Below are 25,342 nucleotides of genomic sequence, written 5' to 3' on the forward strand. Positions count from 1 at the left end.
GGCTAGCGGATTCCTCTATTATTTAATAATTTGATGGCCTCTGTTTTGTTACTGACTTGCAACAGTCTGTACATCTTTTTGACGTGTGAGCGTACAGTCTCTACAGAAATATGAAGCTCTTCGGCTATTTCCTTATAAGATGAGCCCTCGGCCAGTTTCGTAAGTATCTCTTTTTGCCGTTGTGGTAGCTCTATTTTTTCAGCAGAGGGAGCAAAATGATTTACAATTTCACGGGCAATCCGAGGGGAAAGGTACGCCCCTCCGTTTTTCACAATATGAATACCTTCTAAGATGGCTTTTAGCCCTGCACGCTTAGAAATGTAAGAGGTAGCTCCCGACTTTAAAGCAGCCAGTATTTTGTCCTCTTCTTCATAGGTAGAAAGCATAATGATATCCACATCTCCCAGTTCTTTTATAGAGCTGATAGCCTCCAGCCCACTCATACCCGGCAATCCAATATCTAATAAAACAATGTGCTTTTGAGGGAGAGAATTATGCTTCAATTGCTCAAGATAAGCCTCAGCAGAATTAAATTCTCCGGCAGCTTCCATATCATCTTGAAAGCCTACAAGTTGCCGTACGCTGTCCATCACCACAGCGTCATCTTCTACCAGTACAATTTGGGTCTTCATTTCTGCAATATGTGGCTATAAGGCTCAATATAAACACAAAAGACTGTTTAATGGCAGCCGCTTTATAAAAAAATCACCCGTTAGGGTGATTGACAGAAAGGCCTTCAGATCAGAAATTTGAATGAAACTACGCGACCCTTTTAACTCGCCTAAAAAAGTCATGAAATCTTATCACAAAACGCTACTTCTTTTACACCTTACACAATTCGTTTTTGCCGGAGTTTCTTTTGCTACCATACATACGGTGAACAACTCTAACGACAGTGGTGCAGGTAGTTTGCGTGATATAATTGTGAATCAGGTGAGCAGCGGTGATACGATTATCTTTTCGGCCAGCACCAATGGAAATCCAATTTTGCTCAACTCACAAATTAGTATTCAAGAGCCTCTTATCATACTAGGAAATGGCATGAGCAATACCATAATTGATGGCTTGAACTTTGACGGTAACCTCTTCTACATTTCGGACCAATGCTCCTTTAAGGCCTTGACCTTCAGAAACGGTGGTAAGGAGCTTATTGATGCTCCTACCATCTGGGGAGGGGCTATATTCTTCTCCAACACAAACGACACCTTGCTGCTGGAGGATTGTAAATTTAAAGGAAACAGAGCCTATCTGGGGGGAGCCATCAGGATTCAGGAAGGCCACCTCAGTATTTCGCATTGTATTTTTGATGGCAATGAAAGCTTGATTTTTGGCGGAGCCATCAATGCCCGAAGTTCAATTGCCGGCGGAAGTAATATCCTGGTGAAGAACTCATTATTTTTTAATAATTTCTCTGATGACTCGGGCGGAGCCATATTTGCCGAGTCTACTACTAACTGGCAGGTTATCAACTGTACATTTGTCAATAATAGTACAGCTACATCAGGAGGTGGATTTAGAAACGCCGGAAGCGGTCAAAAAGAGTTTTATAATAATATATTTTATCAAAACTCTGCCAGCTCCGGCCCTGACATATCATCGGGTTCTATTTCAAACGCCTTCAATAATCTTCTTAGCGATTATACGGGTGCCGGCTTTACTTCCGGCACTAATGGCAATACTACGGGAGATCCAAAGTTTAAAAATATCGCCTCAAACGACTTCAGCTTAAAGTTTGGGTCTGCGGCTATAAATGCGGGCCAAAACTCTTTTGCCTCCTCCATATCTCATGACCTGAATTCAAATCATAGAGTAAATGCCGCCTTGATAGATATTGGAGCTTATGAATTCACTTCCCGATTATATGTTGACAAAAACGCCACGGGAGACCAGAATGGAGCTAATTGGATGGATGCTTTTACCGACCTGTCTAGTGCTTTGAACGCAAGTGATAAAGGAACTGAGGTTTGGGTTGCCCAAAATAGTTATACTCCGGGAGGATCTAGGTCTACCTCCTTTGTCATTCCGGATAGCGTTAACGTTTATGGTGGTTTTGATGGCACAGAGTCTTTGCTTTCAGAACGTGACTGGACCAAGAATAAGACCATCTTAGACGGTAATAATTACCACTACCACCTTGTGAAATTTATTAACACAAGTTGGGCAACATCCCTTGATGGATTTTACATCACAGGAGGGCGAGCAGACAGAGATGCCGGCGTCAGTATTGTAGAGGAACAATACGGCGGAGGCGTGATAGTCAAAGCAGAATTCAATGAGACTTCTTTTGCTGAAATCACCAATTGCAAAATTTACGAGAACACGGCTTTACGCGGTGGTGGTGGAATAAGTACCTTCGGTGAAAGTACGGGTTTGACTTCAGTCAAAATATCAAATACAATACTTCATAAAAATTCTGTTTTAAATGGCTCAGGCGGAGGGGTTCTTTTTGCCAATCTTAGTGAACTGCACGATCTCGAAATGGTCAATTGTGCCGTTACTCAAAACTACTGTAGTGGATTTGGGTCGTACGGTGGAGGCATATTTATGATTATCAACTCGGGTGCCCATAACCTAAAAATTACCAATAACTCGGTCGTCTCAAATGCCGCCCGATATGGTGGGGGAATCTATATCCGTAGTACAGGAGGCTCACTGCATTCAGACTTGCTCAATACGTTGATTTATACCAATAACAGCTGGTCCAGCAATCCTGATGAACTCGAAAACTCTATTGGGCTGAATGCAGCTACAGCTGATTTTCAAAACTGTCATATAGAACATCGAACCATCACTACAAACGGTAACCTGTCTGGTGATATCAAACCCAATGTAGTTAATGCCTTAGTGTATAATTCAGATAGCACGGCTTTTGCTGATGCCAGACTTACACACTGCTCTCCGCTCATCAATGCAGGAACTACTTCTGGTGCCCCATCTACCGATCTGTGGGGAAATCCTCGTACAGGCAATCCCGATATTGGAGCCTTTGAGTTTGGTGGAAACAGCAACTCAATCCTTTATGTGAAAGAAGGAGCTGCTGCCGGTGATGGCTCTAGCTGGTCTAAAGCTTTTGGAAACCTTCAAGCGGCCATATATGCCTCTAATTCTTGCCAATCAGAAGACAGTATCTGGGTAGCTGCCGGTACCTATTACCCTACGGAGTCTGCCAGTAGATGGGTATCCTTTAAATTGGACACCAACACGCACCTTTTTGGTGGCTTTGCAGGCGTGGAGTCTCCTACTTTTGATCTGAGTCAAAGAGATTTCATATTAAATGAAACTATACTTAGTGGAGATATTGGCGTTAAAGGCGATAGCTCTGACAACTCCATAAATGTAGTTGAACTAACACAGGCACAAAACTCCAGCCTGATTGATGGTTTTAGTATTGAGAAGGGCAATTCTGATTCTGGTGCAGGTGGTGTAAAAGGAAGAAACGGAGCAGGAATTCTTAACTATGCCCGATATAGTGATCATGACCTAAAGGTCAAAAACTGTATTTTTAGAAATAACTATTCAGAAAGCAGCGGTGCAGGAATCTACTCCTCAGTTTTTGGAGGCAATACGAACGCTGTAACTATTGAAAACTGCGACTTCCTTGACAATTCAGCTGGCTTTAGTGGTTCTTGTCTCGAAAACGATGGCAGTGGAGGGGGTGTGGCTACAGCCGAAATCACCAATTCTAAATTCAGAGGTTCAGACGGGAATGCAGTACGTAACATCGCCTTTCTGAGTTCCGAGGCCACACTCATATGTGAGGGTTGTCAGGTTACGGGAAATGAGATCCCTAGTACCGGGGCAGGTATTAGCAATGTAAACTCAGACGGAAGCCTGGCTATGGTCAAAATTGTCAATGGCACCTTCTCAGGAAATAAGGCATTTCAGGCTTCGGCTCTTTATAATAATGATGGCTTAATGGAGGTTTCTAATTCTATTTTCTGGGCCAATGATCACCTCGGAACGGGTGGAGATATTATCACTTCTAGTGGAGGAACTACCACTATTTCATACAGTATGAGAGAAGACATAAATGATAATACTAACGGTAATATTCCTTCGGTAAACCCAAAATTTGCCTATGAAATTAACCCCTTAAACAGTCCTAGTTCTGATGGGGATTTCAGCTTAAAAAATTGTTCGCTTGTGGCAGACAAAGGAAGCAATGATTCTGTAAGTGTATCTTTAGATTTGGCCGGGCTTTCTCGCATTTTCAATGACAGTGGGCTACCCACCGCTATTGTAGACTTAGGAGCCTATGAGCATCAGGGTTTTGATGCCCCACAAATCCTCATCGTTTCAGATTTAGATAACGGAAATACGGATTTGACAGAATTAGTGGCCAATGAGACCATTGAAGCAAATGGGGATATCATAGTTCCTTCAAACGTCTTATTAAGAGCAGGAAAATCTATCTCAATGAATCCCGGATTTGTGGCTCAAACAAGCACAGTTTTCAGGGCTGAAATAGGTACAGGATGTCCTTAAAAATCACCCTGTAGGGTGATTGACAAGAGAATCTAATGTGTTGAACTTTGGTATACCTTAATTATAGCCATGAAAACACAACCCAAAATTTTTAAAACCCACCATCCTGAAACCATTGGGCAGCTGGTAGCGGAGTCAAACTACACCTACTTATATCTAAAAAATGGGGAAAAAGTACTCTCAGCATACCATCTAAAAGCTTTTGAAGATTGGTTAGATACCAAAACCTTTCTTCGGGTAAATAGATCTACACTCGTAAACATTTCTATGGTACGGAGTTATGATATCAAAAGACTAAGCCTAAAGCTCAAAGACAATAGCAGAATAAAAGTACCCAGAAGAAAATCGCAGGTTATAAAGGCCCAACTACCATCTCTTTTCTCAAATGGATAAGTGAAAAACTTAGCACCCAATACACATGAAACAAATACTACTACTTTGCTCAATATGTCTCTCTATCTTGTCTTACGGCCAAGGTATATCAATGGGTGGTGGATCTGCCACAGGCAAAAATTCCTTTAGCTACGGAACCAATACCACGGCCAGTGGCGAGGCCTCTATTGCCGGAGGCATCAACTCTATAGCCAATAAGATTGCCACGATAGCCATTGGTGAAAATGCCAGTGCAGTAGCAGATTACAGTATCTCCATTGGTCAGGGGACCTATGCCGGCGGAGAAGGAACCGTGAGTATGGGAGCCTATAATTTTAATCAGGGTGTACACTCAGTGGCATTTGGTTTAAATAATATCATCAGTGATGGATCTTACTACTCGTCAATTTTGGGTGCCGGTAATTTTGTAGACGGCTGGGGTGCTATAGCGGTAGGAAGAGACAATCAGGCTCTAGGTGCCTCAAGTGTAGCCATGGGAACATGGAATAAAGCCTACAGCTATGGAGAGGTAGTGCTTGGCTCCTATGCAGACACCACCGGCTATACCGGCTATAACCCTTGGGGCTGGCAAGCCCAGGACCGACTTTTTGTTTTGGGAAACGGAGTGGGTGATGGAGCCGGCAATGGCATAAGATCCAATGCTTTGGTGATTTTAAAAAGTGGCGACGCTTCTTTTCAGGGAGGTATTACCATCGGCTCTTTAGAAACCGCTATCGATGCGAATGAAGATACCAAGCTGGTGGTCTACGGTGGCACTGTACTTTCAGAAACAGCAGACCTGGAAGAGCAGGTTTTGATAGGCACCAGCACGCGAAATAACAGTGCCAAACTCTATCTGGAAAATAGAGGTTACCCCTATGCATTTGAAGTAAACGGCCGTGGGTCTAGTTCTGGTACAGCCGTAAAAATTGAAGGAAATACTCTATTTGATGGTGATGTCACTATTACAGGATCTATTGCCAAAGGCTCAGGAACATTTAAAATTGACCATCCATTAGACCCGGAGAATAAATACCTCTATCACAGCTTTGTAGAAAGTCCTGACATGATGAATATCTACAATGGAAACATCTTAACAGATAAAAATGGGAATGCATTGGTAGAGCTGCCAGAGTACTTTGATGCTCTTAATATGGACTTCAGATACCAACTAACGCCAATAGGCGAGTTTGCACAAGCCATTATTGCCGAAAAAATTGAGGGCAATCATTTCAAAATCAAGACCGATAAGCCAAATGTAGAAGTGAGCTGGCAAGTGACCGGAGTCAGAAATGACCCATATGCACAGCAAAACCGTGTGAAGGTTTCGGTAGAAAAGCCGGACCATGAGAAAGGCACTTATATGCACCCAAAGGCTTATGCGTCAGATTCAACACATTTAAAACTTTAAACGAATGAAGACTAAACTTTTTAGCTCAGTTCTTTTTTTAATTCCTTTTCTTTTTCCCTTTGAGGATGTACCTCAAACAGAAAAACCTAATACAGTAAACTCACTAGAGTACTACTTATATAGTCCAAAGTCTGATGAAATTCCGGGTGAAACCCTAAATGGCCACTTTGATGATGTTGATGCTATTGAGTTTTCACAATTAAGTTTCAGCACTTCAAATAATGTATATTTTGGAACTCAGGGAGGATTAGGTCTTTCATCAGGAAAAGCATCGGGTAATTCTCTCACCTTCAAGACTATAGCCTCTACGGCCATTCCCGGTTTATATCAAAAATTGTGTAGTGGCGATCATTTTCTAGACATTATAATAGCCATTGGGAGTTCAAATACGACTGGAGGATCACAGAATCCTGAGAACTTTAAATATCAAGAAAAGATCGAACTAAAACTTGCCGTTATCTCAAATATTGCCATTGAGGCTGATTCTCCTTCAGATGGTGAAGTTATCTACACCGTAACGCTAGAATATGGAGCCATCAAAAGAACTCTGTATGAATACGACAATAGTGGAGCCGTGAGTGATTCTCAGTCTGTAGAATGGAGCTACGTCCTAAATAATAACTCATTTGATATTGAATAAAATGAAAACAAAATTAAATCAACTGACAATCCTATTCATTCTACTTTCCTGTAGTGTAGCTGCTTCTCAGTCATACTTTCTAAAGGTGACAGGTCCTAATGTTGACGGTCCTTCTAACCAGACAGGTCATTTAAATGAGATCATTCTGAAGGACTTTGAATTCTCTATCATTAATAGTGTAAACATAAATGCATCAGCCGGAGCAGGTAAAGCATCTTCCGGGCCTATCAATTTGACATTTGAAAAATGCTTAGGAGCTACAGAATTCTTTAAAAGGCTTCACAATGGAGAAAATTTTGATGAGTTTAAAATCTCCGCACAGCGTACTTCAGGTTCTGGCTACCATGATTACTTAATCTATACTTTTAAGGCCGTTGTAGTTTCAAACTTTAGCTCTTCCTATAGTAGTGAAGATGAGGAATTGACCTACCAGCTTTCTGTAAAAGCAGGTACCTTGAAAATAGAATACATCCCTTTTAACGCCACCGGGGAGCCAGACACAGGCAATAAAAAAGAAGCTGAGTGGAGCTTTATTCATAATGAGGCTTCTGAGAATATTTAATAGCAGTGACTTTACACTTTTTACCAGTTCTTTAAAGTATTCGTATCTTGGAATGATTACTAACGGGTAATTGCCATGAAACTGATACTAAGAGAAGTTGGTTTTGCTTAATAAATAAACGCCCTATTTCGAAATAGATTCAAGACCTTCAAGGCTTACCCCCATTCTCACCGATCCAAAATTACTCATATCAAAATCTTCAGCTGGCTGTACATTGGTAGCCATATAGAAGGTGTCTTTAGGTGTTATCGCAAATCCTACAAACCAGCCGATGTTAGTAGAATCTGAAGGCTGTGCCCAGCCGGTTTTACCGTATAAGTCATAGTTATCCTTCTCTTCAATGAGCATGATTTTTGACATGATCTCATAGGTCTTTTCTACTACAGGAAGCTCTTTATTGACCAGTCGTTTGAGAAACTCAATTTGTTCCTTCTGACTAATTTTAGAATTACCCTCCAACCAAAAATTATCAATACTGGTACTATCAAAAACCATCCCTGGGTAACCTATTCTCTTTAAGGTACTGTCCATTCTTTTTACACCTGTTTCTCTTGCAATTTCTTGGTAACAAGGCACACAAGACCGCTGAAATGCCTGCTGGAAAGTCAAATCCTCTTCCCATGATTTGAGGTAGCGAGGTGAGCCATCCCAATAAAACATTGAAGTATCGGAGTCAACCACACCATTTTCCAGAGCCTGAATAGAGTTGGCAATTTTGAAGGTAGAAGCTGGTATAAAACCGGTGGTAGCCCAGTCAAAATCATTACTGTAATATGTCTTCAATGAGCTTCTGTAGAGCAGAACCGCACCTTTTAACTTTTTTGTTGTCAGTAATTCTTGTAAAACCTGGCTTTCCACTTCGATCGGGACTTCAACCGCTTCTTCCTTTTCCTCGGGATTATGGCATGAAAATAGACAAAGTGAAATGAATAAATAGAGTAGTGTTTTCATAGCTTTTCTAACCAATATACGTAAACTCAAAAATGGCTGCAACTAACTGTTTGATTCTTGACAGCAGAATGCAATTTTACCTCAGAATTATCTGATTATAAATACCAAACAGCCATAAAATGAGAAACACTGCCACCTAGAACAAACAAGTGCCAGATGAAGTGGTTGAACGGAAGTTTTTTCCAGAGGTAAAACGGCACTCCTATGATGTACGATATACCACCTGCGGAAAGCCATTGCAAGCTCTCTGGACTAATATTTCTGGATAGCGGCGTAATGATAAATAAGGCCATGCAGCCCATGCCTACATAGGCCAGGGTGGAAATGACATTAAAACGGTGAGTAAAAAAGTACTTAAACACACCACCTATCAAAACCATCAGCCAGATAATGCCCAAAATACTCCAGCCCAGTGAAGTCTGCAGATGGGCCAAAACAAAAGGTGTAAAGCTGCCAGCTATGAGAAAATAAATACTGATATGGTCAAAAACTCTAAGACGTTTCTTTAGAAATAGTTTATAGACACTATGATAAGCCGTGGAAGAGAAATACACCATGAGCAGGGATATCCCGAAAATGATCACTCCCAGCAATAACCAAAAATTCGCAACCGATTTTTGAATTAAGAACGGAACACCCACTAGAAAAAACAAGGCCCCTATTCCATGCGAAAGCATGTTTAGAATTTCTTCTGGAATGCTCTTTATATAGGGCTTGAGCTCCTCAGGCACTTCTTTTGGGATCATGAGCGAAGTACATCTTTAATAGACTCATCTTTATCAAAAACGCTTTTCGCAAAAGGGCATAAAGGAATAATTTTAAGCTCTTCTGACCGTGCTTTTTCCACAATTTTCATGAGCAATTGCTTACCGGCACCTTTACCTCTCAATTGATCTGAAACCTCCGTATGGTCAATTATCAATTGCTTTGTACCCGCCATAGAGAAGGTCATTTCAGCAAGTACCTCACCGTCTTTGGCTATCAAAGCACGGCCCTTAGAGCCATTTTGTTCTATTTCTACTTTCATTTCCTCAAACGTGATTTTGGTGGATATGGCACATATGTATCATCACCCGGCACTTTTGGAAATGCTTTGTTTTGCCACTTCTCTACTACTTCTTCAATTTTCTCTTTGCTACTGCTCACAAAATTCCAGTCGATATACCTTTTCTCTGGAAACGGCTTACCTCCAAAAAGCAGCAGATGACTATTGGCTGCTATCTTAAGCTTACAGATATTCTCCGTTTTTGAAACCAGCATATTGCCAGGTTCAATGGTATTCTCGCAAGCCGTTATTTGTCCTTTTTCTATCACAATACCTATCTCACCCACCAGCTCGTTTTCAATGCTAAGTTCGTAGTCTTTTTGCGTAATGATCTCCAGCATAAACAGCTCTGAATGCACAGGTACGGGAGACTCCCTGCCGTATCCTTTTCCAGCTATTAATTTGAATTGTGCGTCGCCATCATTCCAAACCGGCAATTCCTCTGCAGCTATATGATGAAACTCTGGCTCCATTTCTTCCAGATCTTTTGGCAGAGCTACCCAGATCTGGTAACCATTCATGGTGTAAGATTTGCCACGAAGGTCATCTGGCTGCCTTTCTGTGTGTGTTACCCCTTTGCCGGCCGTCATCCAGTTTACAGAGCCCGGTTTGATACGTTGCTCTGTACCTGTGCTGTCTTTGTGCATAATCTCGCCTTCCAGCAAGTAGGTGAGCGTAGATAAACCAGAGTGAGGGTGTTGGTCTACATCAAAATTCTTTCCGGGTGTAATATTAGTAGGCCCCATGTGGTCTATAAACGAAAACGGGCCCACCATTCTCTGATGCACAAAAGGTATGAACCTGCCCACCAGAAAATCTCCAATATCTCTACTTCTCTGCGGAATAATAAGGTCTGTATTTGACATAGCCTGAGGTTTCTTTTCTTAACGAAACATCAAAGCCTAATGTTCAATTTCTTTTTTTATCAAAGGCCTTTGTATTTTGTGGCGTGAAACATGTAACCCTTTGAAAAAATCAACCCTGCTCTTACTTCTGGTGGCCTCTCTGGGCTACTTTGTAGATACGTTTGACCTTATTCTGTTTGTGGTGATAGGCAAAAGCAGCCTTGCTGAAATGGGCTATTCAGGTCAAACGCTCGATAATATGCGTCTCTTCCTTTTTGATGTTCAGATGGTCGGGCTGTTACTTGGAGGTATTTTCTTCGGAATTCTGGGGGATAAGAAAGGGAGACTATCGGTGCTATTCGGGTCAATTTTGCTGTACTCAGTCTGCAATATTATCAATGGATTTATCAACGATATTTACTCGTATACGGCCTTGCGTTTTCTGGCCGGTGTAGGCCTTGCGGGTGAGCTTGGTGTAGGTGTTACCATCGTAGCCGAAACCATGCCGCAGAAAATACGAGGTTATGGGACATCCATTTTGGCTGCCACGGGCGTGCTGGGAGCAGTAGTGGCCGGCCTTATTGGTGATGCCCTTTACTGGCGTACAGCCTTTTTTGTGGGTGGCGGACTGGGCATTTTATTATTACTGATGCGAATAGGAACGTTTGAATCTGAGATGTTTCTAAATGCCAAAGCCGACCAAAAACACGAGCGGGGTAATATTTGGAAGTTGATCACAAATCCACAAAGTAGAAAGATCTATATTCTTAGCTTACTGGTTGGCATTCCTGTCTTTTTTGTGGTGACTATTTTAATGCAAATGGCTCCTTCGCTGGCTACGGAACTTAATATTCAAGGTGAAATAACAACAGGGAAAGCGGTAGCCTTTATTTATACAGGCCTCGCCTGCGGAGATGTGCTTTGTGGTGTAGTGAGCCAAAAGCTCAAAAGCCGTAAAAAGGCCATTGGGTTGTTTCAAATATTGAGCTTAATCATTTCAATTGTCTATCTCAATCTCCATAACCAAAACTCCACCGTTTTTTATGCCGTTTGTATTCTGATGGGAATTTCCACCGGCTACTGGATAGTCATGATCACCATGGGAGCTGAGCAGTTTGGTACTAATATCCGGGCCACAGTAGCCACCACCATCCCGAATTTTGTACGCGGTATGGCCATTCCTATCAGTATGCTCTATGGTTTTCTGGGCTCACTTGCTTCTTTGAGTATCATTCAAGCCGCCCTTATCACAGGTATCACCTGTTTCGCCATAGCTCTTTACGCCAACTACAAGCTGCCCGAGACCTTTCATAAGGATTTGGATTATTTGGAGTAACCAAAAAATCTACGCATTTACCCCATCCCTTCATCACAATTTATGGATGGTCGATAAAGGATAGGGAAATCAGGAAAATAAGATAAATTGAAACCCAAAATCATTCAACCCTATTCTTTAATCTTCTTCCAATGACCTTGATTTCTTTGCTAAAAAGACCATATATCTATATTCTTTCCCTAGTCTCTTCTTTTGCCATTGCCCAGTCAGCCACTATTCCAATTACCACCAATGACCATGCTCTGGTATTAAAAACAGATCAACAAGGAAGGCTTAGAACAGTTTATTTTGGGGAGCCTTTGCACAGCTCTTCAGAATACGAGGCCATTTCTTCTCTTTATCATTTTGATGATGCCAATGACGGCATCTATAATGCCGCCTATACGCCCTCTGGCACATGGAGCCTCACCGAGCCGGCCATAGAGGTGAAACATGCCGATGGCAATTCTGCTTTGGAATTAAAGTATCTATCTCACTCGCAAAAGCCACAGAGTGACGCGAGTATAGAAACACGAATCTTACTCAAAGATCCGCTTTATGATTTTAATGTAACCCTGGTTTATAAAGCCTGGGAAGCTGAGAATGTGATAGAACAGTGGACAGAAATTCAGCACAAGGAAAACGGAGCGGTAATGCTCGAGAAATATGCATCAGCCGATCTCTATTTCACGGGTGATAATTTCTACCTAACCAGCTATCACGGCCGCTGGGCGAAAGAAATGCAGTGTAAAGAAGAAAAGCTGGAGAATGGCAGAAAAATCATTGACTCTAAACTGGGCACAAGAGCCATGTTGCTGCAGTCGCCTAATTTTATCTTATCCTTTGACCAGCCTGCTTCTGAAAATGAAGGCAAGGTTATCTTAGGTCAATTGGCCTGGAGTGGCAACTTCAAACTTGATTTTGAGGTAGACACCTATGATAATCTCAAATTTCTGGCGGGCATTAATCCGTATAGCTCTACCTATGCTCTTCCTGCCAATCAGGTTTTTAAAACACCCTCTCTCATCTATGCCATTTCAAACCATGGAACCGGCGAGGCTAGTCGAGGGCTGCATCGCTGGGCCAGAAATTATAGAGTATTAGACGGCCAGGGAGAGCGATTAACACTTTTAAACAACTGGGAAGCCACCTATTTTGACTTTGATGAAGATAAAATCACCGGTCTTTTCAAAGACGCCAAAGAGCTGGGAATAGATATGTTTTTGCTGGATGACGGCTGGTTTGCCAATAAATACCCCAGAAACAGCGACCGTTCTGGCCTTGGCGACTGGCAGGAAAACGTCAAGAAACTGCCTAGTGGGATTGGGCATTTGGTCAAAGAAGCGACAAAGGAAGGTATCAAGTTTGGCATCTGGATAGAACCTGAGATGGTAAACCCCAAAAGTGAATTGTACGAGCAGCACCTTGATTGGGTGATTCGTCAGCCCGACAGGCCTGAGGTGTACTATAGAAATCAGTTGGTATTAGACCTTTCAAATCCTGAAGTTCAGGACTTCGTTTTCGGGGTAGTGGATAAACTATTTACAGAGAACCCACAGCTGGCTTTTATCAAATGGGACTGTAATGCAGTTATTTATAACGCCTATTCTGCTTATTTGGCCGAGCAGGAGCTTCCGCAGTCTCAACTGTATGTAGATTATGTAAAAGGACTGTATGCGGTCTTAGAAAGAGTAAGAGCCAAGTACCCCAAAGTACCTATTATGCTTTGCTCTGGCGGCGGTGGCCGTGGGGACTATGAGGCTTTGAGATACTTTACAGAGTTCTGGCCCAGCGACGACACAGACCCGCTGGAGAGGATTTTTATGCAATGGGATTACTCTTACTTTTTCCCGAGCGTAGTGACTTGTAATCACGTCACAGACTGGGGAAAACAGCCCATCAAATTCAGAGTGGATGTGGCCAGTATGGGGAAACTAGGTTTTGACATTGTATTTAGTCACCTTTCTGAAGATGAAAAAGCTTTCTGTAAACAAGCGGTCAAAAATTATGATCGTTTTAAAGAAATCATCTGGCACGGTGACCAATACCGACTAGTTAACCCGCATGAGAATGACTTTTCAGCGGTCATGTATGTAAATGAAAGCAAGGAAAAAGCTGTATTCTTCGGTTATTTTATAAGCCAGAGGCAAAGGCTAATTACCGATAAGGAACCCATTAAATTCAATGGCCTGGACCCTGAAAAACAGTATACGGTCAAAGAAATCAATCTTTTCCCGGGCAAGAGAAGTCCGCTAGACTCAGAGAAGGTCTATTCCGGAGATTTCCTGATGAAAGCCGGTTATAATCCAATGATCAATGCGGGGAGAACGAGTGTCGTGTTGGAGATTGAAGAGAGGTAGTAAAATATACTGACAATAAGCCCGTTATATTCAAAAAAGCCATACTCATTATGAAAACTCAATTACTCACTCTTCTTATTATTTCCTCAGCTCTAATCTCCTGCAAAGATGAAGGTGAACCACAAGCAGAAATTTCAATTGAAGATGAAATTGCACAACTCCCGGAAATAGAAGCTGACCGGATAGAACAGCATCAAATTAAGACGATAAAAATTAGTACTCAGTTAAAAGATGCCAGTACGGAGACTCCTATTCAAGAGCTTAAACTCGAATATACTTCAAATGGAAAATTGGCATCGGTAAAGCGTCAAAATGAAGAAGTCATTAGTTCATACGACTACACGGGCAACAGCGTTTCAAATTTGAAAAATGGTATTCAAACAATATATCAACTCGATAACTCAGGTCTTGGTGTCTCTGATACCAAAAACACGCAGTATTACTATAAAAGTGGCTTTTTGGTTAGGACAGTTAGTTTAGCTGACATTACTGAATACATTTATAATCAAGATGGTAATCTGACCAGCTACGGACCAAATGCATCTTTCACCTACACTAATTTAAAGAATACCATCCGCCAAGAGGTTTTTGGTCCAATGACCTTTCATTCAACATTTAGAGAAGACTTTTTAGGAAGGTTTAGTACCAATTTATTAGAAACCGCCAGCTTCCGTGAGGACGGAATTAACTATTCTCTACAATTCAGTTATACCTTAGACAACACCGGAAGAGTATCACAAATGGTCATCACAAGAACCTCCACAGACGGAATTGTTGATGGCGTAATTACTTACGATCTGGGGTACTAGGGTTCATTTTTCTTCTCGTATAATCCAATGATCAATGCGGGAAGGAAGAGTGTGGTGTTGGGTATTGAGGAGGTGAAATAGAGTTTCTTTCAATCAAATAACCCCTGATTTGTGTCACAATTTGGCTGAAATAACCCCGTATTTGTATATCAATATTGAAAAATAACCCCTGATTTGTATCAAAATAATCAAAAAATAACCCCTGATCTGTGTCAGGGGTTGCTATTTAATTATCGCAATATACTGGCTTTAAGTTGATTGTAATATCAAGCCACCTCACCTCCGCAGCTACTACCGGCTCCAGCGGTGCAGCCATAGCAATGCTGGTTGACGATAATGTCTCTGTTTACTAATTCTGAGGCATTAAACTCGCCAAGGTGTTTTGAGCCGCAGGCTACTTTTAAATCTAACATTTGATTGAAATCACAATCAAAAATATATCCGTCCCAGCCTATAGAAAGCGTATTTCTGCACATCACATTTTTTGCGGCAGCAGGGTTATAGGCATTCACCAGTTTCTCCATGTATGCTCCGTAATTCCCACTTACTATCAGATAATCCAGATATCGACTGATAGGAATATTGGTGATGGCAAAAAGGTAATTGAACTCAATATCAAAATCTGCTTTTAGCTTCCTTTTGAAGTTCATTTCCAGACCGGCCTGTCCGCTAGGTAAAAACGCTCCAGATGGGTTATAGACCAGATCTAGCGTAAGGCCTGTGCCTTCTTTTCCATAACCTACTTCATTCAGCATTTGCAGAGCTTTTATGGAGTCTCTAAACACGCCATTGCCACGCTGTGCATCTGTTCTACTTTCTGTATAAGCCGGCAGTGAGCTCACCACTTCTATATTGTGCGTTTTATAAAAATGGGGCAGATCATGGTATTTTGGGTTCGCTCTGATGATAGTCAGATTACAACGAACGATGATCTTGATATCCTGAGAAATTTCCCTGATTTGTTCTACAAACCACCTGAAATTCGGGTTCATCTCCGGGGCACCGCCTGTAAGGTCCACAGTATTGAAATTATTATTTCTGATAGCCTCCAGACATAACTCCATGGTCTCACGGGTCATGATCTCTTTTCGGTCTGGCCCGGCATCAACATGGCAGTGATTACATACCTGGTTACACATTTTACCCATATTGATCTGGAGAATTTCCAGAGCAGTAGGTTTTAATGGAAACAGGTCTATTTCATCAAGTTTCTCTCTGAACTTAGGCATGGAGAATCCGATGCTCTCGGTATCATTCAAGACTTTGATCTGATACGCGGTTTCGCCCAAAGCATGCTTCTGGGCTTTTAAAGATTTTACAGGATTCTTTACCATTACATTAAAAGCTCTTTGGTTTTATTCATCATTTGCACTCCATGTACGAGAGAAGCACCGCCTCGGATCGCCCCCGCTACATGTACAGCCTCCATCAGCTCTTCTTCTGAGCAGCCTTGCTCCAGAGTATCAGAGGTATACGCGTCTATACAATATGGACATTGAATAGCATGAGCCACCGCCAGAGCTATAAGGCCTTTTTCTCTTTTGGTAAGTGCCCCTTCCTGAAAAACTTCACCATACCAGTCAAAGAATTTTTTACCCAGCTCAGGGCTGTATTCTTTGATATTGCCAAACTTCTTCAAGTCTTTCGGGTCGTAATATTTATCCATTTCTATAGTTTAATAAGTTCTTATATAATTGGTGCAGCTCCACCGGGCTGGCCTCTTTTTTCAGCCATTTTCTCATGATGGTGTAGTTTGCTTTTAGTATTCTCCAGTAACTATTCGTTTCATACTTTCTGGCAGATACCGTCACATCTTTTTGTATGATTTTGAAGCGATAGCGGTCTTTGCTACGCAATAAAATATCATAGTCTTCCATGATCAGATGCTGCGGACAAAAGCCATTTAATTCCTCAAAAACTTCTTTCTTGATAAAAAGCGTCTGATCCCCTCCTCTACACCAGATCATCGGGAAACGCGTAAAGTAGGAATTGATATACATCAAAGGATTGGGGTAGCGGTCAAATTTATAACGGTAACAACCCATCTCTGCTCCTTCTTCAATGGCGGTAATGATATCTGATTTAAAGTCCGGATGCACCAGGGTATCTGCATGCACAAAATACAGTACATCACCTCTGGCAATGGCCGCCCCTTCATTCATTTGATGATTTCTGCCGGCGTTTTTTGTTTGCAGGTGAATAAATCCACAGGTCTTCGCTAGACTTTCCAAACCATCGTTTGAATTAGGAGAGTCTGCAAGAATTACCTCTACACCTTGCCCCTCAAATTGCTTTAGGCAAGGCATAATATTCTGAGCCTCGTTATATGTAGGAATGACTACAGAAATCTGCATTCTGGCTTTGCTAATTCCTAAAAAGCTACTTCTTGAAAGGAGCTTTTTTCTGAGTTGACTTTACCGGAATTGGCTGCGGCTGAAGATTTTTTAAGAGAAGCTGTAAAAGAGTTTTTAGCATAATTTCTGGAATGAGGGGTTTGTACTTTATAAGTATACGAAATTTTTGTGGTTTCAGATCAAACCCCTCAATCTATTTTAGCCAGCTGCCAACATCTTTTTTTGTGGCTCAGAAAGCTTATGCTCCCATTTGATAAAGAATGGCTTTTCCAGTTCCGGTTGACGATAGTCGTCTGGAATCATTAGCGGCACCCCATGGACAATCGGGAATAACTTCTGACACGAGCTACAGGTCAGCATCCCTTCGTGGATATCACCGTTCTCTTTCTCGGTGTAAATCTCTAAGCTCAGCTCAGCCTTGTCAAACGAGCAACACAGTTTATGTATAAAGTCTTTTTGCATCTTAATTTTCGTTTTCTTGATTAAGTAATTGGTAAAAGTGGGTGATGGCTAACTCAGGATCAGTGGCATCCATAATGGCAGAAACCAAGGCCACACCATCAAAAGGTAGCCCATCTAAGTTTTTGATTGTCAATTCATTTATCCCTCCTGCCAGAAAGACCTTTCCGCTAAAATGTTTCGTGGCATTTATAATGCTTTCAGGTGTAACCAAATCGCAGGAATTGCTGGTTTTTGAAGGAAAAACAGAGCAAAATGATATGTACTCACAGGACAATTTTTCAGCCCACCGCAGAGCTTCCGGTTCATTATTACAAGTCAATCCCAACTTTAAATCAGGTCTTAATTCTTTCAATTCCTGAATGTTTTCTAGCGGTTCATCCAGGTGAAAACCATCCAAACAATCTTCATGAATTAAGTCGATATTTCCATTAACAAAAAGGGGAAGGTTTCTTTGCTGACATAGCTCAGAGACAGCTCTTAGCAATGGAACCCTTTCGTTCTTATTTTGAAAGTTATTCCAGATTTGCACCGCAAAGACCTGCTTAGAATTTATATTCTTCAGCTTTTCAATTAAATTTTCAGCTCCTAGAGCAGGATCTGCCACTACATAGATTTTTCTGCTCATTTCCATCCCTTATTTAGAGCAGTGAAAAATGCCGCCCAGTAAGGGTCTGTTTCTTGATAAGTTAGTTCTGTTTTACCCTCAGGTGTTAGTTCTGTTTTACCTTCTGCTTCAGAAGTGAACCTGCCAATTTTAGTAACCGCAATACCAGCTTTTTGAAATTCATCCTCTAGCTCGGCCTCTTTGGAAGGCTCTACAGAAAGCAACATAGACCCTGCACCTATGCAGCGGGCAAAGGGTAGATCAAATACCTCGCAGAGCTCAGCCGTTTCCGGTAAAATATGAATGGCCTCTGGCCAAAGTTCTAAACCTAGACCTGCTGCAGTGGCCATTTCAAATGCCGCCCCCATGATGCCACCTTCTGTGACGTCATGCATGGCATTGACTGTCTTTTCTTTAGTGTTGAGCATTCTCACTGTCTTTGCCACAGGCAAAACTGAGGTTTGATAGAATAACTCGGCGTTAGCATCCAAACAATCTTTGCCAGCCTTATTCTTTACTGTCTCAGGAAAAGACAAAGCCAATATGGCGGCAGAAGACATGGCCGCAGAAGCCGTCATGTAAAAAGCATCTCCTTCATTGGCTCGAGGGGTGGTTAAAACCTCGCTTGCAGGAGCAATGGTGACCATAGTACCTCCACCAGAGATGGTAGAATTTTGACCTTCTATACTACCTGTATGCCCACCTGTGATAGCTACACCGATGTCTTTACAAAACCGATCTATATGGCCCCAATAGCTTTTGAAGTCTTCATCAGACAGGCTTGTAGGTAAGTTTAAAACAGCTTGCATGTATTGCGGAGCAAAACTGGTAGTAGCCATATCATTGGCCATCAAATGCACCGAAAGCCAGGCAGACTCCTCTAGCCCCAAACTAGAAATAAGACTCAGAGGGTCACTCGTCATAGCTATAGCCAGTCCATGACCAATTTCTACCACAGAAACATCCACCCCAAAACGTGGACCTTGTTTGACAAGTGGATTGGCAAAGCCACTCCCGGGCAGTATTACAGACTTGAAAAATTCTTCGTTGATTTTTCCCGGCTTTCCCATCAGTCTACATCGATAAAATTGACAAACAAACCGAAGAAATCGCCCACAGGAACATGCCACTCCTGCACCGGAAACCAAGATGGCAAGCCGGTAGCCTGCCAGGTAATAGTGTACTCACGCCCCTTCAAAGCTTCATGGATTTTTTCGGTAAGCATGGCAGGTGTGTAAAATGTAGCTGTCACATAAAACGGATTTTTGCCAAAGGCTTCCTGAACACGTCTACGGACCACCTTTGGTGAGTTGCGGTTCATCATTCCGAAAGCAATACCGTACTTACCTACACGTGCCGCCTCTCTGATCACCGTCACCGGATCTCTGTAATACTCAAAAGTGGTGATGAAGGCCAGCGAATCAAAAGTGTGATCTTTAAAAGGCATGTGGTGGGAGTCTGCCCAGACCAGATTACCGCCAAAAAGATGCACCGCCTGACCTAGCATAAAAGGAGAGATATCTCCGCCTGCTGCTTCAATTCCGATCTCTTGCCACCAGCGTGTAAATCTGCCGGTGCCACAGCCAAATTCTAGAAGGGTCTGAATTCTGGAATCAGATTTCACGAGGCGACCCATGATCTTTTTCTGCCAGATTTCGGCTCTCTTGTAACGCCCCTCATACCAGAGTTCGTAGGTATCTGTATGTTCCCGATTAAAAAACCACTCTTTGCGGCCCTGCCAGTTTCGCAGGTTGTCTTTCACGAGGCTACGCTCGCTTAATACCAGCTCTTCCATTTTGTGTTTGGTTTAATGTTTAAACTTCATTTCTGCATAAAAACCAGAAAGAAGGCTATACCAAAACACATGGAAAGCCCATGAATGGGCGAGTGTTTCTACTGCATTCCTACGCTGGTTTTAGCCAGTTCAGGTTCCCGGGTATCATCTCAGCTTTTTACAGCACCCCGTGCAAAAATGTGCTTAAAGGTAATGATGAAATCGGGAAGTGAGAAAGCAGAGACCAGAGAAATTAAAAAGGGTGATCTAAGGAATCTCTCTTTACGCCGCCATGTTCTTATCTGGAATAAAGATCAACAAATGACAAAGCTCTTCACTCCTTATAAAATCAGATCTGTAGAATTAAAGAACCGCCTGGTAATCTCTCCTATGTGTCAATATTCTGCAGAAGATGGAATGGCCAATGACTGGCATTTGGTCCATCTTGGCAGTAGAGCCACTGGTGGAGCAGGTCTTGTGTTTACAGAGGCCGTTTCTGTTTCTCCTGAGGGCAGAATATCTCCACAAGATCTGGGTCTTTGGAAAAAAGAGCAGGTTGCACCTTTTAAGCGGATCACAGATTTTATCCATGCCAATGGAGCGGTAGCCGGAATCCAAATAGCTCATGCGGGCCATAAGGCCGGCACCTACATGCCTTGGGAAGGCAGGGCTTATATTCCTCAAAACAAAGGCGGCTGGCAGCCAGTAGCCGCCAGCGAACATGAATTGGCGGTAAATCAGCTAAAATCTAAAGAACTGAGCATTACTGGAATTCAGGAGATCAAAGATCAGTTTATCAATTCCACCAAACTTGCCAAAGAAGCTGGTTTCAGAGTTTTTGAAATACACGCAGCACACGGGTATTTGTTAAATGGTTTCCTTTCACCTCTCATTAATAAACGAACTGATAGCTATGGCGGTAGTTTTGAAAATAGAACACGCCTTTTACTTGAAATCGTGAAAGAAGTTCGTGCTGTAATAGGTGATGATGCAGCACTGTTCGTTCGTCTCTCTGCTATTGACTGGTCAGAAGAAGGATGGAAAATTGAGGATTCTGTGATGCTCAGCAAACTGTTAAAGGAAGCGGGAGTAGATGTAATAGACTGCTCTTCGGGTGGTTTGGTGCCTCCATCTGCCATTAAGGTAGAACCGGGTTATCAGGTGCCTTTTGCAGAGCAAATCAAGAAAGAAGCTGGAGTAGCCACAGCCGCGGTAGGATTAATTACCGACGCCCATCAGGCCAATCAAATAGTGGAAGAAGAAAAAGCCGATCTCATTTTTATTGGCAGAGAATCTCTTCGAGACCCAAATTTCCCTTTAAGAGCCGCTCACGATTTAGGAGTAGCAATTGAGTGGCCTGTGCAATATGAGCGTGGAAAGTGGAGGTAACTAACTTTTCAAGAAGAATTTTTAAGGTCTATTTTGATTTTGATTTAGGCCCTTGTGGTTTTAGCTAATTGAAAAAAACAGGCGATATTTTTTAATAAGTGAGTAGAAGTTGGACTAAACAGCCACCTCCTGGTCTAGTTGGAGGGGGATGCCTGCTTCGACGGTTTCCTTTGGCGGTAGTATCTCAGTATTGTCCCATACACCAGTCATTAAGGTCTCCGCATAACTCCAGGGAAGGCTATGCTCCATCATGAGTTGATTAGCCTCGAAATTATCGTATTCGTACTTCTTAAATTGATACGAAAAACCACCTTCATCGTCAAGAATCAAATACCAAACAAATGGTGTTCCGTCGTTTGCCGGCATACCAATTACCCCGGCATTTAACCATGTTTTATCGGCTTGCTCATCAGCAAAAGGAATCCCACAATGGCCTGCCAGAATCACATCGGCATCTAATGCTTCAAAATTGTTTTGCTTGATTTTCCAGGAGGTAGACTTAAAAACAAACTCTGATATGTACGAATGACTCCCATGAATTACAGAACACTTTTTACCGGCAAACTCAAAGTCAATTTGCTCTGGCATGGAATCCAAAAAGTTCCGGTTTCTTTCGGTGACCTGTTCTTTAGCAAAAGGAAACCAACTCCTGGAAAACATTTCACAACGGCCTCCTTCAACGTAATTACAGCCGCAGTCATCTGAGCCACTCAAAATATTTTCTTCCACATTGCCTTTGATGCAGTGAATTGCCCAGTCTTCTACAATATCAGTACACTCCACAGGAGAAGCACAGTAGCCAATCAGGTCACCCGTGTGAATAATGTTTTGCGGAGCAATACCTTCCTCTTCTGCCAGTTGCTTCATTTTTATCAATGATTGCAGATTGGAGTATGTACCGCCAAAAACAAGGACTTTGCCTTTGAGAAGGCCAATATGTTTAACTTTTTTATTCAATATGTTCTCTTTATGCGTCTTGCAGCCATCCAATTCTCGAATATAAAACGACTTGAATAAGTACAGACAAGACCTCTAAAGTACGAAAATAAGCGTCATTGAGATCTCTATTGATCCTAGAAGAATAGAAGTAGGGTCACTAAACAAGATTACTCAAATTTTATTTTTTTGCCCGCGGCAATCAAAAGACTTCACTCACTTAGCTATTTCAGGAGAATGGACTTAACTTCAGCACTCCATTATTATCAACCCATTTATGAAAAACAAAAAGACTCAGAACTCCAGGCGGGAGTTCATCAAAAACTCAGCTATTGCTTCCTCTTTTTTTATTGTTCCCAGAAATGTCTTGGGTGGCGTTGGCTTCACGGCTCCCAGCGATCAACTAAATCTTGCTGCCATAGGTGCGGGCGGGAAAGGTGCCTCTGATATTAGAAATGCCTCTGTAAACGGAAGAGAAAACGTAGTGGCCTTATGCGATGTAGACTTTGGCGGCTCTGCCAAAAAATCGATAGAGCAATTCCCAAAGGCCAAACTTTATGCCGACTACCGTGAGATGCTCGACAAGCAAAAAGACATTGATGCGGTGACCATTTCTACTCCAGACCATGTGCATGGACCGGCGGCCAAATATGCCATGGACCGCGGCAAACATGTTTATGTTCAAAAACCACTCACACATAATATACGTGAAGCCAGAATCTTAACAGAGCTAGCCAGAACCCAAAAAGTGGTCACTCAAATGGGCAACCAAGGTGGCTCAAATCCATTATTGGGCATGGTACAGGGCTGGATAGACAGCGGAAAACTTGGTAAAATTTCGAAAGTTCAAGTTTGGACAAACAGACCAGTTTGGCCACAGGGTGGCGAAATGCCTAAATCTGACGCCAGCCAAAAACCGGAGTCACTGAACTGGGATCTATGGTTAGGACCAAACGAACTCAAACCGTACACCCCAAATATTCATCCCTTTAACTGGCGTGGCTGGTGGGATTATGGCACAGGAGCACTTGGCGACGTGGGATGCCACCTGATTGATATTCCGTTCAGAACGCTGGGGCTAATGTATCCTACCGATGCCGAATGTAGTGTAGGCTCTGTGTTTTCTCAGATGTGGACAGCCGACTATCACCCAGAAGGGTGCCCGGCATCGTCGTTCATCACCTTGCATTTTGGAGCTACCGATAAAAGTAAATCGCCAATAGAAATGACTTGGTCAGATGGAGGTATTCGTCCATCTCACCCAGATATTATTCCTGCTAACGACGATATCGGAGGTAAAAACAGTGCGAACGGTGTATTAATTCTTGGGGAGAAAGGAATTATCAGCACCAATATCAATGATAGTTCGCCGCTGATGCCAAAACTGTACCTCAATGACGGCACCACTGAGTTCGGTCCTGAGGTAGAACCAAATGAAGAGCCTGAATACGGCCACCAAAGACTTTGGGTAGATGCCTGTAAAGCTGGCTTTGGCAGCAAAGAGCATAAAGGACTTACCTCTTCTTTTGACTATGCTGGCCCAATGACAGAAACGGTTTTGATGGGTAATCTAGCCATCAGAAGCTATATGCTGAAAGACAAAAACGGAGATTTCTTTGCTCGCAAAAAACTCTTGTGGGATGGGGAAAACATGCGTATCACCAACCTGGAGGAAGCCAATCAGTTTGTCGGGCGTAGCTACCGCAAAGGTTTCGAAGTTTAACCTACCTTCTCATCGGATGACTAACCACGAAATTAAAAGAGTCATCCGATGAGTTTAATAAGATCCCAAGCAGCTCTCTTACACAACTTATAAGTCTCAAACATTATTTTCGCCCCTCACTTTGAAGACCCTTTCAGCAAAGGCATCTCCTATTCCATCAGTCAGTATCCTATTGCTTTTCAGCCCAGAAATTTGTATTTTTAGTCTACTTCATCACTAAAACAACAAAACCCTATGAAACGCATTCTCGTGCTGGGAATGGGTAAAGTCGGCAGTCTGGTTGGCGTACTTTTAAATAGACATTTTGACGTTACAGGACTCGATATAAACCCTCCCCATTATAAATACCAACTCTCCTTTGACCTCATTGAGGGAGATGTAAGTTCAGAAGAATTTCTGGATAAGGTTTTCAATGACTTTGATACTGTGGTATCTGCTCTTCCCTATTTTCTGAATAAGCTCATTGCCCGCAAAGCGGCTGAAAAGGGCCTTCATTATTTTGACCTTACCGAGGATGTGGACACTACTAATTATATACGAGAACTGGCCAAAGATGCCAAAACCGTGATGGCTCCCCAATGTGGGCTGGCTCCGGGCTTTATAGGAATAGTAGGAGCTAACCTTACCCATGAATTTGATAAACTAAGGGATATTGAACTCCGTGTGGGAGCACTACCTCGCTACCCCAATGGCCTTCTGGCATACTCTTTTACCTGGTCTCCTCAGGGAGTAATCAATGAATACATCAATGACGCCGAGGCCATTCATAACGGTGAGCGTAAAATGGTTACCTCTCTGGATGGCTTGGAGTATATCAATATCGAAGGGAAAGAGTTTGAAGCATTTACCACTTCCGGTGGATTAGGTACCATGTGTGAAACCTACGAGGGCAAAGTGGATACATTGAACTATAAAACCATTCGCTATCCCGGCCACTGTAAGTTGATGCGTTTTCTGATTCAGGAGCTTATTATGAAAGATAAAAAAGAGCAGCTCACTGAGATTTTAGAAAATGCAAAGCCACCTGTAAAAGAGGATATCGTATACGTCTATGCGGTGGTAGAAGGCTGGCATCATAAAAAGCTCTCAAGAAGCGAGTTTTACAAAGCCTACTCCCCTAAAGAAATCGAGGGAAAAATCTGGCGGGCCATCAGCTGGACCACGGCTGCATCTATAGCTGCTGTGGTAGAAATGGTAAACGCCGGTAGCCTGCCATCTTCCGGCTTTATCAAACAGGAAGAAATACCTTTGGAGGCCTTTATGCAGACAGATTCAGGAAGAATTTTTTCAGAAGAATAAAAAATG

General features: G+C 42.4%; 24 protein-coding genes and 1 riboswitch. Of the genes, 11 read left to right on the plus strand and 13 right to left on the minus strand.

Features of this window, described 5'->3' with window-relative positions; translation table 11 throughout:
* Positions 1–2: 2 nt before the first annotated feature.
* Entirely contained in the window at positions 3–632 is a 630-nt protein-coding gene (locus ACUXV0_RS10520; RefSeq protein ID WP_446189502.1) for a response regulator, read from the minus strand.
* A 121-nt stretch (positions 633–753) separates the two neighbouring features.
* Here ACUXV0_RS10520 and ACUXV0_RS10525 point away from each other — a divergent pair, with 121 nt between their 5' ends.
* The 5 genes from ACUXV0_RS10525 (at position 754) to ACUXV0_RS10545 (ending at position 7,470) form a co-directional block, all read left to right on the plus strand.
* Positions 754–4,485 (plus strand): choice-of-anchor Q domain-containing protein, encoded by a 3,732-nt coding sequence (locus ACUXV0_RS10525; RefSeq protein ID WP_446189503.1) that lies wholly within the window; start codon positions 754–756, stop codon positions 4,483–4,485.
* Between the two features lie 69 nt (positions 4,486–4,554).
* The gene (locus ACUXV0_RS10530) at positions 4,555–4,878 is read left to right on the plus strand and encodes a LytTR family transcriptional regulator DNA-binding domain-containing protein (RefSeq protein WP_446189504.1); all 324 of its coding nucleotides are present in this window, start codon (positions 4,555–4,557) and stop codon (positions 4,876–4,878) included.
* Positions 4,879–4,903: 25 nt separating this feature from the next.
* Positions 4,904–6,268 carry a hypothetical protein gene (locus ACUXV0_RS10535; RefSeq protein ID WP_446189505.1) on the plus strand — a complete coding sequence of 455 codons (1,365 nt, stop codon included), beginning with the start codon at positions 4,904–4,906 and terminating at the stop codon, positions 6,266–6,268.
* A 4-nt stretch (positions 6,269–6,272) separates the two neighbouring features.
* Positions 6,273–6,908: a type VI secretion system tube protein Hcp gene (locus ACUXV0_RS10540; protein ID WP_446189506.1), complete on the plus strand. Its 636-nt coding sequence runs from the start codon at positions 6,273–6,275 to the stop codon at positions 6,906–6,908.
* Position 6,909: 1 nt separating this feature from the next.
* Positions 6,910–7,470 carry a type VI secretion system tube protein Hcp gene (locus tag ACUXV0_RS10545; protein WP_446189507.1) on the plus strand — a complete coding sequence of 187 codons (561 nt, stop codon included), beginning with the start codon at positions 6,910–6,912 and terminating at the stop codon, positions 7,468–7,470.
* 123 nt (positions 7,471–7,593) lie between these two features.
* On the opposite strand, the gene ACUXV0_RS10550 is transcribed toward ACUXV0_RS10545, so the two are convergent.
* The 4 genes from ACUXV0_RS10550 to ACUXV0_RS10565 all read right to left on the minus strand — a co-directional run bounded on the left by ACUXV0_RS10550 (position 7,594) and on the right by ACUXV0_RS10565 (position 10,332).
* Positions 7,594–8,421 (minus strand): penicillin-binding transpeptidase domain-containing protein, encoded by an 828-nt coding sequence (locus ACUXV0_RS10550; protein WP_446189508.1) that lies wholly within the window; start codon positions 8,419–8,421, stop codon positions 7,594–7,596.
* 95 nt (positions 8,422–8,516) lie between these two features.
* A complete protein-coding gene (gene trhA / locus ACUXV0_RS10555) occupies positions 8,517–9,167 on the minus strand; it encodes a PAQR family membrane homeostasis protein TrhA (RefSeq protein ID WP_446189509.1) in 651 nt (216 codons plus the stop codon).
* Positions 9,164–9,448, minus strand: coding sequence for a GNAT family N-acetyltransferase (locus ACUXV0_RS10560; protein ID WP_446189510.1), 285 nt, complete (start codon positions 9,446–9,448; stop codon positions 9,164–9,166). Before ACUXV0_RS10560 ends, trhA begins: the two co-directional genes overlap by 4 nt.
* Entirely contained in the window at positions 9,445–10,332 is an 888-nt protein-coding gene (locus ACUXV0_RS10565; RefSeq protein ID WP_446189511.1) for a pirin family protein, read from the minus strand. Before ACUXV0_RS10565 ends, ACUXV0_RS10560 begins: the two co-directional genes overlap by 4 nt.
* 100 nt (positions 10,333–10,432) lie before the next feature.
* On the opposite strand from ACUXV0_RS10565, the gene ACUXV0_RS10570 reads away from it, so the two are divergent.
* The 3 genes from ACUXV0_RS10570 to ACUXV0_RS10580 all read left to right on the plus strand — a co-directional run bounded on the left by ACUXV0_RS10570 (position 10,433) and on the right by ACUXV0_RS10580 (position 14,795).
* Positions 10,433–11,647 carry an MFS transporter gene (locus ACUXV0_RS10570; RefSeq protein ID WP_446189512.1) on the plus strand — a complete coding sequence of 405 codons (1,215 nt, stop codon included), beginning with the start codon at positions 10,433–10,435 and terminating at the stop codon, positions 11,645–11,647.
* Between the two features lie 131 nt (positions 11,648–11,778).
* A complete protein-coding gene (locus tag ACUXV0_RS10575; protein ID WP_446189513.1) occupies positions 11,779–13,986 on the plus strand; it encodes an alpha-galactosidase in 2,208 nt (735 codons plus the stop codon).
* A 50-nt stretch (positions 13,987–14,036) separates the two neighbouring features.
* Entirely contained in the window at positions 14,037–14,795 is a 759-nt protein-coding gene (locus ACUXV0_RS10580; RefSeq protein WP_446189514.1) for a hypothetical protein, read from the plus strand.
* A gap of 266 nt (positions 14,796–15,061) precedes the next feature.
* Here ACUXV0_RS10580 and arsS read toward each other — a convergent pair whose 3' ends face one another.
* From arsS to ACUXV0_RS10615, 7 genes are all read right to left on the minus strand, one after another.
* On the minus strand, positions 15,062–16,129 hold the full coding sequence (arsS, locus tag ACUXV0_RS10585; RefSeq protein ID WP_446189515.1) for an arsenosugar biosynthesis radical SAM (seleno)protein ArsS: 1,068 nt from the start codon (positions 16,127–16,129) through the stop codon (positions 15,062–15,064).
* A complete protein-coding gene (locus tag ACUXV0_RS10590) occupies positions 16,129–16,461 on the minus strand; it encodes an arsenosugar biosynthesis-associated peroxidase-like protein (RefSeq protein ID WP_055151339.1) in 333 nt (110 codons plus the stop codon). The genes arsS and ACUXV0_RS10590 overlap by 1 nt, the downstream gene beginning before the upstream one ends.
* Positions 16,454–17,149, minus strand: a complete 696-nt coding sequence (locus ACUXV0_RS10595) for a glycosyltransferase (protein ID WP_446189516.1) — start codon at positions 17,147–17,149, stop codon at positions 16,454–16,456. Before ACUXV0_RS10595 ends, ACUXV0_RS10590 begins: the two co-directional genes overlap by 8 nt.
* A 198-nt stretch (positions 17,150–17,347) precedes the next feature.
* The gene (locus ACUXV0_RS10600; RefSeq protein WP_446189517.1) at positions 17,348–17,611 is read right to left on the minus strand and encodes a Trm112 family protein; all 264 of its coding nucleotides are present in this window, start codon (positions 17,609–17,611) and stop codon (positions 17,348–17,350) included.
* 1 nt (position 17,612) lies between these two features.
* On the minus strand, positions 17,613–18,236 hold the full coding sequence (locus ACUXV0_RS10605; RefSeq protein WP_446189518.1) for a thiamine phosphate synthase: 624 nt from the start codon (positions 18,234–18,236) through the stop codon (positions 17,613–17,615).
* A complete protein-coding gene (locus tag ACUXV0_RS10610) occupies positions 18,233–19,285 on the minus strand; it encodes an AIR synthase-related protein (RefSeq protein ID WP_446189519.1) in 1,053 nt (350 codons plus the stop codon). The genes ACUXV0_RS10605 and ACUXV0_RS10610 overlap by 4 nt, the downstream gene beginning before the upstream one ends.
* Entirely contained in the window at positions 19,285–20,010 is a 726-nt protein-coding gene (locus ACUXV0_RS10615; RefSeq protein WP_446189520.1) for a class I SAM-dependent methyltransferase, read from the minus strand. Before ACUXV0_RS10615 ends, ACUXV0_RS10610 begins: the two co-directional genes overlap by 1 nt.
* Before the next feature lie 89 nt (positions 20,011–20,099).
* Positions 20,100–20,190: riboswitch (TPP riboswitch) on the minus strand.
* A 120-nt stretch (positions 20,191–20,310) separates the two neighbouring features.
* On the opposite strand from ACUXV0_RS10615, the gene ACUXV0_RS10620 reads away from it, so the two are divergent.
* The gene (locus tag ACUXV0_RS10620; protein ID WP_446189521.1) at positions 20,311–21,378 is read left to right on the plus strand and encodes an NADH:flavin oxidoreductase/NADH oxidase; all 1,068 of its coding nucleotides are present in this window, start codon (positions 20,311–20,313) and stop codon (positions 21,376–21,378) included.
* Between the two features lie 114 nt (positions 21,379–21,492).
* On the opposite strand, the gene ACUXV0_RS10625 is transcribed toward ACUXV0_RS10620, so the two are convergent.
* Entirely contained in the window at positions 21,493–22,335 is an 843-nt protein-coding gene (locus ACUXV0_RS10625; RefSeq protein ID WP_446189522.1) for a metallophosphoesterase family protein, read from the minus strand.
* Between the two features lie 256 nt (positions 22,336–22,591).
* Between ACUXV0_RS10625 and ACUXV0_RS10630 the strand changes: the two genes are divergently transcribed.
* Both ACUXV0_RS10630 and ACUXV0_RS10635 read left to right on the plus strand, forming a co-directional pair.
* Positions 22,592–24,037: a Gfo/Idh/MocA family protein gene (locus tag ACUXV0_RS10630; RefSeq protein ID WP_446189523.1), complete on the plus strand. Its 1,446-nt coding sequence runs from the start codon at positions 22,592–22,594 to the stop codon at positions 24,035–24,037.
* Positions 24,038–24,271: 234 nt separating this feature from the next.
* Positions 24,272–25,336 carry a saccharopine dehydrogenase family protein gene (locus tag ACUXV0_RS10635; protein ID WP_446189524.1) on the plus strand — a complete coding sequence of 355 codons (1,065 nt, stop codon included), beginning with the start codon at positions 24,272–24,274 and terminating at the stop codon, positions 25,334–25,336.
* Positions 25,337–25,342: the final 6 nt, after the last annotated feature.

The organism is Jiulongibacter sp. NS-SX5 (assembly GCF_052828545.1).